Here is a 13,701-nt window from a genome sequence, read left to right as displayed (position 1 = left end):
ACGACGTAGTCTTTGCAGAGCGTCATCTCGTTGCCTGCGAGGGTCCACATTTTCAGCGGTTTTACGGGAAGGCTGGGACGCCCGGCGACATCGGGGAACCAGACGTTGACTTTGCCACCAGGGGACAGGCCGAAAGTTATATTGTCGTACCAGACGGCATCCCCGTCCCAGGTATGATCGGCAGGGGTTTTCATCCGTAGCCAGGTTTCCGGTCCGAACACGGCGCTGGTCTCGTAAGTTTGTTTATCGATATAGGATTCCCAGCAGAAGACAATGTACTGAGGCGGCTTTTTGACTTTGTTGAAATTATTAAAGCTGACACCATGAACAGCAGTAGCCCAATTGTCGATAGAATCAGGACTTCGGGAAGTCGGATCAAGCGTATTAAAGGTATACAGATAACCATCCGTATCAATAACCCGGGCATGAAGGACTTCTGCGGGTAGTTCAGAAGGGGTGACAAAAGAAAAACTCCACTCGCCATAAGGCAGCGTCCAGTCACCACTGGCGGCCTGTTTTGACTGCAAAGGGTGAGGTTTCTGTGGGCTGCAGCCAGTGATTGACAGTAATAGTGTAAGTGTCAGTACGTAATGCCTTTTCATCGTTTTTTTCCGTCCATGTTGTAAATCGTTCTTAGCCAGTCCTCGTCCGGCCGGTTCACAAAGCTGATGGTTTCGCAGGCTGAAGCGCCACCCTGTAATTCCCCGTTCTGTCTGAGATCTACGGCGTTCCAGTGGGCCGAGCAGTGGATATAGTTTTGGGCAATCAAATCCACGTCTTCAGGCGAAAAACCGTTGACGGCTGCATGCCGGCGAGCTGCTTTTCCCATCTCACGGGCATGTTCGCATAACGGTTTCAGTTCATCAGGCAGCGCATGTCCTCTGGTTTTGTCTACGTCAGCAAACAACGCCCCAGCTTCGACTGCGGCATCGACCATTACCCGTAGCGCAACCTTCGACCAGTCATAGCTGACCGTGCGATGGCGCAACGTCAGCGCGGCAAAGGTGCGTTTTTGCGGCTGGCTGTAGCGATCCGCTGGCGCTAAATCGTCCTCCCATACTTCCGGGGTAATAGCGTTGGTACGAATGACGGGCATGATGGCCGGCGAATGCTCCAGCACGCGCAGCTGCGCCATCGTCTGCCGGTAAACGTGAGATTGCGCGCTTGGTTGATTATGAGGCAGGGTTTCCACCAGCGGGCGGGTGAGAAAGAGGTCTTCCCACAGCTGCGGCAGATACCCGCCGCCGATATCGGAATGGGCGCCGGGAAGCGACAGCTCCGGCCAGACCGGGGCAACGCTGTTGAGGGCGAAGTTATAGCGGCACTCGTGTTGGGCGATAATGTGAAACACCTTTTGCGCCACGCCGGGGCGCAGGCGGATGTTGACGTTTCCGGTATCTGCGTTGTGCGGGTTAAGGCCGTTAGCCACCGTACCCACTGCCGCCACGGTGTCCATAATGCCGAGAAAGCGGGTTTTGCCCGATGATGCACCGCTATAGCTCACTTTGCCCATGCCTGCCGAAATTGCATTGGCAATAGCGGGATCTGCTGACTGGACGCGGTTGGCAAAGTGGCGGGCAGCGGCTGCACCGCGACTGAAACCGAAGATATCAAACAGCAGGGTATCGACAACATACTTACCGTTTAAACGAGATCGTGTTTTCTTTATTCCGGCTTCAAGTTGCGCCACCGCATCGTCAGTTTTGGCGATAATCCCGGTTTCTGCGGTGCCCAGCCCCAGGCCTATCGGGTTATCAGGCTCGCCAGCGCGTGTGCCAATGCCCTCAACATAGACAGCACCTTGCATATAGTTGCCGTCAGGTGGAAAGGTTTGTTTATATAACTCATTCAACCAATGAATGTTCGTATAATACCCCAGATAACTACCCGCCCCAATCCCGCTAATCCCCATCTTTTCCGAAGCATTCTTGGCGAGAATGGTTGTCGCATCCGGGCTGTTGATATCAAAGTGCTGCGCCGTTAGCGCCTCAAGCATGTTCCGGGTATTCACCGCATTATTACCCGTGCCATCAAAGAATACCCCCAGCACCAGCGTTACCTTACGCTCCGGCGGCTCTTTGGGAAGCGTGACCTTCTGCATCACCGGGAAAAGACGACCATAATTCTCCGGCGTCAGCAGGTAATCGAATTCGGTACCGGCGATGAGATGACGACTCAGAATATAATCATAATCCACCGATATATATTCATAGTGCATATCGTTCATTTTAGCTAACTGATTAACAGATCGTATTGTTGCCCCGCGAAGTTCGATAAGATAAAACTTTTCCATGTGTCCGTGTTTATTAGTACGGTAAATATCAAACGTCAGTTTTAGACGTTCATTATTATTAATGGCATTATTGAGTAATGGAGAGCTTTTATCCAGGAGTTTGCAAAATTGCAGAACGTGGTGATGGATACGTCCGTTAACGCCGTCCACTGCCTGCGTCAGGCTGAAGACAAAGATTTCATTTTCGTGTCCCAGCTGATAGCGGTTACCAACAGAGGCCTGTGAACCACAACCTGCAGAAATCTTTCCCTGAATATCACCCTCCAGCGTTAAATAAATAATGTTACTCATTTGCTTTCCTGAGTGGGGTGTTTAATCAGGAATAAGCCTAATGATAAAACTGAGGTGTTAACCTGTTATTAATCAAATTAAACGGAAAAAGTGGCCATTATTTAAACGTAAAAGGAATAACTAACATGTTAAATTATAGTGAGTACGGAAAGAAGTATCTTATTATCAGCGTAGTCATATGCAAAAAATCCCCAGCAATGTATGCCGGGGATTTGTGTCTACAAATTAAAGTGTATGTTCAGTACGGGCGATGATATCGTCCTGCGCATCCGGCGACAGTGCGGTAAAGAAGGCGGAATAACCGGCCACCCTGACCACCAGATCGCGATACTGATCCGGGTGCTTCTTCGCGTCCAGCAGCGTTTCGCGCGACACGATGTTGTACTGAATATGCCAGCCTTTATGCACTTCGAAGAAAGTGCGCAGCAGTATCATCAGCTTCTGCTTGTCGGATTCGTTCTCCAGCGTCGCCGGGTTCAGCTTCTGGTTGAGCAACACGCCGCCGAGAATTGAGCCGGTAGGCAGTTTGCCGACGGAGCCAATAACCGCCGTTGGACCGAGATGGTCAGTACCGGAAGCCGGGCTTGCCCCTTCCGCCAGCGGGGTATGCGCTTTACGGCCATCCGGCGTCGCCATCGTTGCCGCGCCAAACGGTACGTTTGCAGAGATGGACGAGGTTCCGGCGTAATAGTTGCCGCCGGTCGGGCCGCGACCGTAACGCGGGTTGTGATACTGCTTCAGCTCGTCGATATAGGTCTGATAAGCGCGGGCCAGCAGGGTATCGACGGTGTCATCGTCGTTACCGTATTTTGGCGCGCCGTTGATCAATCGCTGGCGTAACTGTTCATGAGTGAGGCCTTCAAAGTCATCGGCCAGTGCGGCGGCAAGCTGCTGTTGGCCGATAGCCCCCTGTTCAAAGACCAGCTTTTTCACCGCCGCCAGGCTGTTGCCGAGGTTAGCGATACCGACCTGCAAACCGGAAACCCAGTCATATTTCGCGCCGCCTTGCTTGATGCTCTTCGCGCGTTCGATGCAATCATCCACCAGCGCCGAGCAGAGAATGTCATGGACGTTCTCTTCCAGCATGGTGTCAACAACGTACTCGATTTCGATCGATTTGCGCGTGTAGTAGCGAATCTGCGTATCCCAGGCGTCCATCACTTCATCGAAGCTGGTGAAGTTACCGGCGGAGAGCGCCTTTTCCTGCGGCAGGAAGACCTTACCGCTGGTGGCGTCGCGACCGCCTTCCAGCGCTGCCAGCATCACGCGGGCAAAGTTAATGAAGCTCATGCCGGTGCAGCGGTAGCCCCATTTGCCACCCACGGCGGTTTCGATACAGCCGATGGCCGCGTAGTCGTAAGCGTCTTGTGGGTCGATACCGAGTTTAATAAATTCCGGGATAACGATTTCGTCGTTATTGAACGCGGGCATCCCAAAGCCGCAGCGAATAACCTGCACGCAGGCATCGAGGAAGTCGTTGCTCATTCCGGCGTGATAGCGCACGCTGAGGTTCGGCTGGGTGGAACGCAGGCGGCCGCAGGACTCCAGAATGGCGTAAGAGAGCGGATTGACCGCATCCACCGGCTGACCGTTGACCAGACTCTGACCGCCAATGGTGACGTTCTGATACAGCGGGCTGCCCGCAGAGGCTTTGGAGTGAGAGCCGGAGCGGATCTTGTTCACTTCCAGCAGCTTCAGCCAGCAGCTGTGCAGCAGTTCAATCGCGTGTTCGCGATCCAGCGTCTGGTTTTGCTCTACATCACGACGGTAATACGGCCAGAGATACTGGTCCATACGTCCAAACGAGACGGAGTGGCCGTTAGACTCGATTTGCAAAATCAGCTGGATGAAATAGCACAGTTGCAGCGCCTGCCAGAACGTCTGCGGCGGCTGATGGGCGATGAGATCGCAGTTCTCCGCCATCGCCAGCAGTTCGTCACGGCGGCTTTCACGGCTTTCTGTCGCCGCCATCTGACGCGCCAGGTCGGCAAAACGTTTGATGTGCAGGCTGACCGCCTCCAGCACGATATCAATCGCTTTCAGGAACTGCTCGCCGTGCAGGTCTTCCAGTACGGTCAGGTTAATGCGCGAACGGCGTTCCGCCACCTTGTCACGCAGACCATCAAGACCTTTTTCCAGCAGCAGCGGGAAGTTTACCGCCAGATGCGCGTCGCCGGAGGTCATGTTGCCCTCGGCTTTAATGATGCCGGTTTCCAGCAGGCCTTTTTGCTCATCGGTAAACATGCCGTAGCAGCGGTCCTGTACCGTCTGACCACGCCACCACGGGCACACGGCGTGTAAAACGCGTTTGTTCTCTTCGCTGACCGCAAAACCGGCGCCAGGGCGATCGGCCAGATCGTCGATCTCTTTTTCAATCCACGAGACGGTGTATTCCGGGAAGATCGGCGCGGCGCGCACTTCGCTTGCCTGGTTGCCGATAATCAGTTCGTCATGTTTGATCCAGATAGTGCGTTCCGCCAGATGGTGCGCCAGCGCCAGCGCGCGACGAACCGGAATCGGCTTATCCAGATGTTGCTGATACATCTCGGTGTAGTGCTGCGCGCGCTCCGTACATACGGGCGGCTTCACAATGTGCACCAGCGCGGTTTTATGCGCTTTGATGCGGTCGCTGAGCGTATCCAGTTTCAGTGTGGTCATGGGATTATCCTCGTAAAGTCGCGGTTAAACCTTTGCTGCTGGCGTACTGCTGCGCAAAATCAAGCAACGCGGGCGCATCAAGTGGTTTGTCCGGGGCATAGTAGGGCTGACTGAGTAAGTGGTATTTATTGATGCCCAGCGTGTGATAGGGCAGAAAATGGATCTCACCGACGTGCAGTTCGTCGGCGGCAAAATCGGTAATGGCTTTGATCGCCTCTTCATCGGCGTTAAAACCCTGAATGAGCGGCACGCGGATGATCATTTTTTTACCGGCGGCAGCGAGCTTTTTCAGGTTTTCCAGTACGCGAGAAGCGCTGCCATCGGTCCACTGCTTAAACGGCGCCTCGGCAACGTGTTTTAAATCGGCGAGGAACAGATCGACATTCGGCAGGGACGGTTCGATATATTTCCACGGTACGTGCAGACAGGTTTCGACCGCTGTATGGATACCCGCATCATGGCTGGCTTTGAACAACGCGGCGGCCAGTTCCGGCTGCATAAAGGGCTCGCCGCCGGAGAGCGTTATACCGCCGCCGCTGCGATCGTAAAACGGCTTGTCGCGCAGTACGGTGTCCATGATCTCTTCCACGCGCTTTGTTTCGCCGCAGACGGTTAACGCCTGAGTAGGGCAGCAGTGGGTGAGGGCATCCATATGCGCATCGGTCAGTTTTTCGCGATGAATAAGCAGGCCGTTCAGCGCGCGTTCGATCACCTCTGGCGCGGCTTGCGCGCACAGCGTGCACCCGTCAAGGCACAGGCGCGCATCGTATAAGAGATCTCTGGCGCGTGCGCGGCTTTCCGGGTTCTGGCACCAGCGGCAGCCCAGCGAGCAGCCTTTCAGGAAGACAACGGTGCGAATGCCGGGGCCATCATGGGTAGAATAGCGCTGAATATTGAAAATCATAAACGGCCTCTCTTTCTTTCGTATAAAGATTAAATAACTTTCGAATGAAAGTTATGTTGACGCAGGTCAACTCTCAGAGAGGTTTTGTCGTGATAGTCTTAAACTATGCAAAATCTCACAGTTTGAGGAATGGTTATGGAACTCTATCTGGATACGTCTGACGTTGAGGCCGTGAAATCGCTGGCGCGTATATTCCCGCTGGCAGGGGTGACGACGAATCCCAGTATCGTGGCGGCAGGTAAAAAACCGTTGGAGGTGTTACTCCCGGAATTGCACGACGCGATGGGCGGACAGGGGCGTTTATTCGCTCAGGTGATGGCGAGCACGGCGCAAGGAATGGTCAGCGATGCGCGTAAGCTGCGGGCGATTATTCCTGATATCGTGGTAAAAGTGCCGGTTACAGCCGAAGGACTGGCAGCGATTAAGTTGTTGAAAGCGGAAGGTATTCCGACGCTGGGGACGGCGGTTTACGGCGCGGCGCAGGGGTTGTTATCCGCGCTGGCGGGTGCCGACTACGTTGCGCCTTACGTTAACCGTGTGGACGCACAGGGCGGGAACGGTATTCAGACGGTTAATGATTTGCAGCAGCTACTGAAAATGCACGCCCCGCACGCCAAAGTGCTGGCGGCCAGTTTTAAAACGCCGCGTCAGGCGCTGGACTGCCTGTTGGCCGGGTGTGAATCCATCACCCTGCCGCTGGATGTCGCGCAGCAGCTTATCAGTTACCCGGCTGTCGATGCCGCAGTAGCGAAGTTTGAGCAAGACTGGCAAGGCGCGTTCGGACGAACGTCGCTTTGAGCGACGCGTAGACGCCATCCGGCAACATGCCCGGGGCGCTGCGCTTGCCGGGCCTACAAACCATCGTCAGCCGCCATCCGGCACCTGTGCTCCGCACACCTCGCAACCTGGGTTGCGCATTAATTTCATTTCGCGGAACTGACAGGTCATCGCGTCGTACATCACAATTTTGCCGGATGCGGGTTGACCGTAATGCGCCAGCAATTTGATGGCTTCCATCGCCTGCAATGAACCGATCACCCCTATCAGCGGCGCCATAACGCCCGCTTCCACGCAGGTGAGGGCGTTCTCGCCAAACAGACGGCTCAGACAGCGGTAGCAGGGTTCGCCTTCCTGCCAGGTAAAGACGGTGATCTGTCCTTCCATACGGATGGCGGCGCCGGAAACCAGCGGCACTTTGGCGGCGAAACATCCGGCATTAAGCTGATTACGGATGGCAACATTGTCAGTACAGTCCAGCACCAGATCGTGCCCGGCGATAAGCGCATTCAGCGCCGGTTCGTCCAGCAGGGCGTTGATCGGTGTAAGGGTGATATAAGGGTTGATGCGCGCCAGCGCCTCGCGCGCCGAATCCACCTTCGGCTGCCCGACGGTGGCATCGCTGTGCAGCGTCTGGCGTTGCAGGTTCGACACTGAAACGGTGTCAAAATCGAGCAGCGTGAGCTGCCCAACGCCCGCGCCCGCGAGGTACTGCGTTGCCGCACACCCGAGCCCACCCAGGCCAACGACCAGCACCCGCGCATCCTTTAGCGCTTCCTGTCCTTCAAAATCGAACCCTCGCAGAATGATTTGCCGGTTGTAGCGCATCATCTCCTGGTCGCTGAGTTCCGCCATTACAGGCCTCCAAACAGCGCGTTAAACGGCTCGACTTCCACCCATTCGCCCGCGTCAACGTTACCGCGATCGCGTTCCAGCACAATAAAACAGTTACCCATGCTAAAGGAGCTGAAAATATGCGAACCCTGGTGTCCCGTGGTGGTGACTTCCAGTTCGCCGTCAGCCGTGCGTTGCAGAATGCCGCGCTGAAAATCAAGACGGCCCGGCGTTTTCTTCAGCCGTGAAGCGGTACGCACGCGCTGACGCGCTGGCAGACCGCTGGCGATATTGCCGCTAAGTTTCGCCAGCAACGGCTGCACGAGCTGATAGAACGTCAGCGCCGCAGAGACCGGGTTGCCCGGCAGACCGCAGAACCAACTGTTGTTCAGCTTACCGAAGGCGAACGGTTTGCCCGGTTTAATCGCCAGTTTCCAGAACGCGATTTCTCCCAGCTCTTCGAGGATCGTTTTGGTGTAATCCGCCTCGCCCACTGAAACGCCGCCAGAGCTGATAACCACATCGGCCTGGCTGTCGGCTTCGATAAAGGCGGCGCGTAGCTGCTGCGGGTTATCGCGAATGATCCCGAGATTGATCACCTCGCAGCCTAACTGTTCAAGCATCAAGTGTACGGTTAAGCGGTTGGTGTCATAAATTTGCCCGTCGCCCAGCGGCTGACCCGGCAATTGCAGCTCATCGCCGGTGGAGAACAGCGCCACGCGCACTTTGCGCACGACCTGCGCTTCGGCGATGCCCAGCGAAGCCAGTACTGGCAGTTCTGCGGTGGTCAGGCGAGTCCCCGCCGGGAAAACCACGGCGTCATGGGTGATGTCTTCCCCACGGCGGCGGATGTTTTGTCCGTTACGAACGTCAGCGGTAAAACGGATGCCCTCGTCGGTTTGCTCCGTCTGTTCCTGCATGACCACCGCCTCACACCCCGCAGGCACCGGCGCGCCGGTCATAATGCGGATACAGGCGCCAGCAGGCCATTCCCCCTGGAACGGTTGCCCGGCAAAGGCTTTCCCCGCCACCGGCAGCGGTTGACCAGCGGTCAGATCCGCCAAACGCACCGCGTAACCGTCCATTGCGGCGTTATCGAATCCCGGAACGTCCAGCGGGGAGACCACATCGTTTGCCAGGATGCGGCCAAAACAGTGAACCAGCGGCAGGGTTTCGAATGCCGTGAGTGGCGTAATGCGCGACAACATCTGGGTGAGCGCCGTTTCAAGCGGCATCAGTCCGGCGGTAAATTCCATGAAAACACTCCTGCGAGGCAAAATCGAATCCGTCTATTATGTCAGAAAATGCGGGCAGGCTGTATGCCACCTCAGACTTAGGGGCTGGCCCTTTACCTTTACATGCCGCCTGCATCTTTCTATATTCAAAAATCGAATCAATAACTCACAACAATTCTGATATTTATAGGGAAAGTTGTGTGCCACCGCTAACGGACGACAAATAATGGGCAAAGCAGTCATTGCTATTCACGGCGGCGCAGGCGCAATTACGCGCGCACAGATGAGCCAGGAGCAGGAACAGCGCTATATTCAGGCGCTGTCGGACATCGTCGAAACAGGACAGAAAATGCTGGAGGCGGGCGAAAGCGCGCTGGATGTGGTGACGGAAGCGGTGCGTTTGCTGGAAGAGTGCCCATTATTCAATGCCGGGATCGGCGCGGTTTACACGCGCGACGCCACCCACGAACTGGATGCCTGCGTCATGGACGGCAATACGCTTAACGCAGGCGCTGTCGCTGGCGTTCGCCATTTACGCAACCCGGTGCTGGCCGCCAGGCTGGTGATGGAGCAAAGCCCGCATGTGCTGATGGTGGGGGACGGGGCGGAAGCGTTTGCGGCTTCCCGGGGGATGGAGCGTGTTTCTGCCGATCTTTTCTCCACGCCTGAGCGCTATGCGCAACTGCTGGCGGCGCGTGACGCCGGAGAGACGGTGCTCGACCATAGCGGCGCGCCGTTGGATGAAACCACCAAAATGGGCACCGTGGGCGCGGTGGCGCGGGATCGGTTTGGTAATCTGGCGGCGGCCACGTCGACGGGCGGCATGACGAATAAACTGCCTGGTCGCGTAGGCGACAGCCCGCTGGTCGGGGCTGGGTGTTACGCCAACAACGCCAGCGCGGCGGTTTCCTGTACCGGAACGGGCGAGGTGTTTATCCGCGCATTGGCGGCCTACGATATCGCCGCGCTGATGGACTACGGCGGACTCAGCCTGGCGGAAGCCTGCGAGCGTGTGGTCATGGAGAAATTGCCTGCGCTGGGCGGCAGCGGTGGGCTGATTGCCGTCGATCACGAAGGCAACGTCGCCCTACCTTTTAACAGCGAAGGCATGTATCGCGCCTGGGGATATGCCGGAGATACGCCAACGACGGGGATCTACCGGGAGTGAGGAGCAACAGGTGCCACACAGTCACGAATTAGACGCCAGCGACGTACTGGCGGTCAAAAATTTGAACATTGCGTTCGAGCAGGAGCAGCAACGCGTCAGCGCGGTGCGCAATGTGTCGTTTCGGCTTCAGCGAGGCGAAACGCTGGCGATTGTCGGTGAATCGGGATCGGGGAAATCCGTTACGGCGTTATCGTTGATGCGCCTGATCGAGCAGGCGGGCGGCGACGTTCACTGCGATCAGATGCTGCTTCGGCGGCGTAATCGCCAGGTCATTGAACTGGGAGAGCAAAGCGATGCGCAGATGCAGCGCGTGCGCGGCGCGGATATCGCCATGATCTTTCAGGAGCCGATGACCTCGCTTAACCCGGTATTTACCGTGGGTGAGCAGATTGCCGAGTCCATTCGTCTGCATCAGGGGGCGAGTCGCGAAGAGGCAATGGCGGAAGCGAAACGGATGCTTGACCAGGTGCGTATTCCTGAGTCGCAGGCCATCTTATCGCGTTACCCGCATCAGCTTTCCGGCGGGATGCGCCAGCGGGTGATGATCGCGATGGCGTTGTCGTGCCGCCCGGCGGTGCTGATTGCCGATGAACCGACCACCGCGCTGGACGTCACGATTCAGGCGCAGATCCTGCAACTGATCAAAGTGCTGCAACAGGATATGTCGATGGGGGTGATTTTTATCACCCATGACATGGGCGTGGTGGCCGATATTGCCGATCGCGTCCTGGTGATGTATCAGGGCGAAGCGGTGGAGACCGGCAGCGTTGAGCAAATTTTCCACGCGCCGCAGCACCCTTATACCAAAGCGCTGCTGGCCGCCGTGCCGCAGTTAGGCGAGATGAGCGGACACGATCTGCCGCGCCGCTTTCCGCTGATTTCACTGAACGATCCCGATCGTGTGGAACCGCAAACCGAGCAGGACACGGTGGTGGCAGGCGATCCGATCCTGCAAGTGCGCAACCTGGTGACGCGTTTCCCGCTGCGCAGCGGCATTCTTAACCGCGTGACCCGTGAAGTGCATGCGGTGGAAAACGTCAGCTTTGATCTCTGGCCTGGCGAAACGCTCTCGCTGGTGGGGGAGTCCGGCTGCGGTAAATCGACCACCGGGCGGGCGCTGCTGCGGCTGGTGGAGTCGCAGGCTGGCGAAATTACCTTCAACGGGCGGCGGATCGACACGCTTCCTGCCGGTAAGTTACAGCCGCTACGGCGAGATATTCAGTTTATTTTTCAGGACCCTTACGCTTCGCTCGACCCGCGCCAGACGGTGGGGTACTCCATAATGGAACCATTGCGGGTGCATGGTTTGCTGGAAGGCGAGGCGGCCGCGTCGCGGGTGGCGTGGTTGCTTGAGCGCGTAGGATTGCGCCCGGAACATGCGTGGCGCTATCCGCATGAGTTTTCTGGCGGCCAGCGTCAGCGTATCTGCATCGCCCGCGCGCTGGCGCTGAATCCAAAAGTGATTATCGCCGATGAGTCAGTTTCCGCGCTGGATGTCTCGATTCGCGGGCAGATCATTAATCTGTTGCTCGATTTGCAGCGGGAAATGGGCATCGCGTATCTGTTTATTTCACACGATATGGCGGTGGTGGAGCGCATCAGCCATCGCGTGGCGGTGATGTATCTGGGGCAGATTGTGGAAATCGGCCCCCGCCGGGCGGTGTTTGAAAATCCGCAGCATCCCTATACCCGTAAATTAATGGCGGCAGTACCGGTGGCCGATCCTTCCCGGCACAGGCCGCAGCGCGTGCTGCTGTCGGACGATATCCCCAGCAACATTCGTAAACGTGGGGAGGAGATCGCGCCCGCTCCATTGCAGTTAGTCGGGCCGGGGCATTATGTCGCGCGCCCGCAGGCAGAAAATGCGTTATCGCGTTTATAACATCTCATAAAACAGGCAGGGTTCAGGAGAATAATATGACAACATTTGTAACCCGTAATTGGCTGGTTGCGCTGGGCGTCGCTTCTGCACTGGCGGCATCTCCGGCGTTTGCTGCTAAAGATGTGGTGGTAGCGGTTGGCTCTAATTTCACCACGCTCGATCCGTACGATGCGAACGACACCTTATCGCAGGCGGTGGCGAAGTCGTTTTATCAGGGGCTGTTTGGTCTTGATAAAGACATGAAGTTAAAAAATGTGCTGGCTGAAAGCTACACCGTTTCCGACGATGGCCTGATCTACACCCTGAAGCTGCGCGAGGGGGTAAAATTCCAGGACGGCACCGACTTTAACGCAGCGGCGGTGAAGGCTAACCTCGATCGCGCGAGCGATCCAGAAAACCATCTCAAACGCTACAACCTGTATAAAAACATCGATAAAACCGAAGCGGTCGATCCGACGACGGTAAAAATTACGCTGAAACAACCGTTCTCGGCGTTTATCAATATTCTGGCGCACCCGGCGACGGCGATGATCTCTCCGGCCGCGCTGGAAAAATACGGTAAGGACATTGGCTTCCATCCGGTCGGCACCGGGCCGTATCAGCTGGATACCTGGAACCAGACTGATTTCGTGAAAGTGAAGAAATTTGCCGATTACTGGCAGAAAGGTTTACCTAAACTGGATACGATCACCTGGCGTCCGGTAACGGACAATAACACCCGCGCGGCAATGCTGCAAACCGGGGAAGCGCAATTTGCGTTCCCGATCCCTTACGAGCAGGCGACAATTCTGGAGAAAAACAAAAATCTACAGTTGGTTGCCAGTCCGTCGATCATGCAGCGTTACATCAGCATGAACGTGACGCAAAAACCGTTCGATAATCCGAAGGTGCGGGAAGCGCTGAACTACGCCATCAACCGTCAGGCGCTGGTCAAAGTGGCCTTTGCCGGTTATGCGACGCCTGCCACGGGCGTAGTGCCGCCAGCCATTGCGTATGCGCAGAGCTACGCGCCGTGGCCTTACGATCCGGCGAAAGCGCGCGAACTGCTGAAAGAGGCGGGCTATCCGAATGGGTTTAGCACCACGCTGTGGTCGTCTCATAACCACAGCACCGCGCAGAAAGTGCTGCAATTTACGCAACAGCAGCTGGCGCAGGTCGGTATTAAGGCGCAGGTAACGGCGATGGACGCCGGGCAGCGTGCGGCAGAAGTGGAAGGCAAGGGGCAGAAAGAGAGCGGTGTGAGGATGTTCTACACCGGCTGGTCGGCTTCCACGGGGGAGGCGGACTGGGCGTTGTCACCGCTGTTTGCCTCGCAAAACTGGCCGCCAACGCTGTTCAATACTGCGTTCTACAGCAACAAGCAGGTTGATGACGACTTAGCGGCAGCGCTGAAAACCAACGATCCGCAGGAGAAAGCGCGCCTGTATAAAGAGGCGCAGGACACCCTCTGGAAAGAGTCCCCCTGGATTCCGCTGGTGGTGGAGAAACTGGTCTCAGCCCACAGTAAAAATTTGACGGGTTTCTGGATCATGCCGGACACTGGCTTCAGTTTTGATGACGCGGATTTGCAGTAAGCAACGCGCGCCCGATGGTTTTATCCGGCTTGCAGATGCAGTTCGTTGCAGGTCGGATAAGGGATTTACGTCGCCATCCGGCAAA

10 protein-coding genes are annotated in these 13,701 nt (G+C 56.5%); 4 read left to right on the top strand and 6 right to left on the bottom strand.

Annotated features, from left to right (window positions below; genetic code table 11):
* From OGY62_RS23285 to OGY62_RS23270, 4 genes are all read right to left on the bottom strand, one after another.
* Nucleotides 1–602: DUF2931 family protein (locus OGY62_RS23285; RefSeq protein ID WP_286460710.1), on the bottom strand; the 602-nt coding region annotated here is incomplete at its 3' end.
* The gene (locus OGY62_RS23280; protein ID WP_200092224.1) at nt 599–2,584 is read right to left on the bottom strand and encodes an Hcp family type VI secretion system effector; all 1,986 of its coding nucleotides are present in this window, start codon (nt 2,582–2,584) and stop codon (nt 599–601) included. The genes OGY62_RS23280 and OGY62_RS23285, both read right to left, overlap by 4 nt.
* Nucleotides 2,585–2,809: 225 nt before the next feature.
* Nucleotides 2,810–5,242, bottom strand: a complete 2,433-nt coding sequence (locus tag OGY62_RS23275; protein ID WP_012133136.1) for a glycyl radical protein — start codon at nt 5,240–5,242, stop codon at nt 2,810–2,812.
* Between the two features lie 4 nt (nt 5,243–5,246).
* A complete protein-coding gene (locus OGY62_RS23270) occupies nt 5,247–6,146 on the bottom strand; it encodes a glycyl-radical enzyme activating protein (protein ID WP_012133135.1) in 900 nt (299 codons plus the stop codon).
* A gap of 135 nt (nt 6,147–6,281) precedes the next feature.
* Between OGY62_RS23270 and fsa the strand changes: the two genes are divergently transcribed.
* Nucleotides 6,282–6,944 (top strand): fructose-6-phosphate aldolase, encoded by a 663-nt coding sequence (gene fsa, locus OGY62_RS23265; RefSeq protein ID WP_047457926.1) that lies wholly within the window; start codon nt 6,282–6,284, stop codon nt 6,942–6,944.
* A gap of 66 nt (nt 6,945–7,010) precedes the next feature.
* Here fsa and moeB read toward each other — a convergent pair whose 3' ends face one another.
* Together moeB and moeA are read right to left on the bottom strand one after the other, a co-directional pair.
* Nucleotides 7,011–7,778 (bottom strand): molybdopterin-synthase adenylyltransferase MoeB, encoded by a 768-nt coding sequence (gene moeB / locus OGY62_RS23260; RefSeq protein ID WP_012133132.1) that lies wholly within the window; start codon nt 7,776–7,778, stop codon nt 7,011–7,013.
* A complete protein-coding gene (gene moeA / locus OGY62_RS23255; RefSeq protein ID WP_248622888.1) occupies nt 7,778–9,013 on the bottom strand; it encodes a molybdopterin molybdotransferase MoeA in 1,236 nt (411 codons plus the stop codon). Before moeA ends, moeB begins: the two co-directional genes overlap by 1 nt.
* A gap of 205 nt (nt 9,014–9,218) precedes the next feature.
* Between moeA and iaaA the strand changes: the two genes are divergently transcribed.
* From iaaA to gsiB, 3 genes are read left to right on the top strand one after another with little or no spacing between them, the layout of a single operon-like run.
* Nucleotides 9,219–10,160, top strand: a complete 942-nt coding sequence (gene iaaA, locus OGY62_RS23250) for a beta-aspartyl-peptidase (protein ID WP_012133130.1) — start codon at nt 9,219–9,221, stop codon at nt 10,158–10,160.
* 10 nt (nt 10,161–10,170) lie between these two features.
* On the top strand, nt 10,171–12,042 hold the full coding sequence (gene gsiA, locus OGY62_RS23245) for a glutathione ABC transporter ATP-binding protein GsiA (protein WP_024130503.1): 1,872 nt from the start codon (nt 10,171–10,173) through the stop codon (nt 12,040–12,042).
* Nucleotides 12,043–12,077: 35 nt separating this feature from the next.
* On the top strand, nt 12,078–13,616 hold the full coding sequence (gsiB, locus tag OGY62_RS23240; protein ID WP_153258263.1) for a glutathione ABC transporter substrate-binding protein GsiB: 1,539 nt from the start codon (nt 12,078–12,080) through the stop codon (nt 13,614–13,616).
* Nucleotides 13,617–13,701 lie beyond the last annotated feature (85 nt).

The sequence above is a fragment of the Citrobacter sp. CK198 genome (genome assembly GCF_030333295.1).
GTDB classification, from domain to species: Bacteria; Pseudomonadota; Gammaproteobacteria; order Enterobacterales; family Enterobacteriaceae; genus Citrobacter_B; species Citrobacter_B koseri.
This window is presented reverse-complemented; position numbering and strand designations above follow the sequence as displayed.

Excerpts from the sequence above, each read along its gene's own strand:
- OGY62_RS23280 (WP_200092224.1), bottom strand. The coding sequence starts at position 2,584 with ATGAGTAACATTATTTATTTAACGCTGGAGGGTGATATTCAGGGAAAG.
- OGY62_RS23270 (WP_012133135.1), bottom strand. The coding sequence starts at position 6,146 with ATGATTTTCAATATTCAGCGCTATTCTACCCATGATGGCCCCGGCATT.
- OGY62_RS23275 (WP_012133136.1), bottom strand. The coding sequence starts at position 5,242 with ATGACCACACTGAAACTGGATACGCTCAGCGACCGCATCAAAGCGCAT.
- iaaA (WP_012133130.1), top strand. The coding sequence starts at position 9,219 with ATGGGCAAAGCAGTCATTGCTATTCACGGCGGCGCAGGCGCAATTACG.
- moeB (WP_012133132.1), bottom strand. The coding sequence starts at position 7,778 with ATGGCGGAACTCAGCGACCAGGAGATGATGCGCTACAACCGGCAAATC.
- moeA (WP_248622888.1), bottom strand. The coding sequence starts at position 9,013 with ATGGAATTTACCGCCGGACTGATGCCGCTTGAAACGGCGCTCACCCAG.
- fsa (WP_047457926.1), top strand. The coding sequence starts at position 6,282 with ATGGAACTCTATCTGGATACGTCTGACGTTGAGGCCGTGAAATCGCTG.
- gsiB (WP_153258263.1), top strand. The coding sequence starts at position 12,078 with ATGACAACATTTGTAACCCGTAATTGGCTGGTTGCGCTGGGCGTCGCT.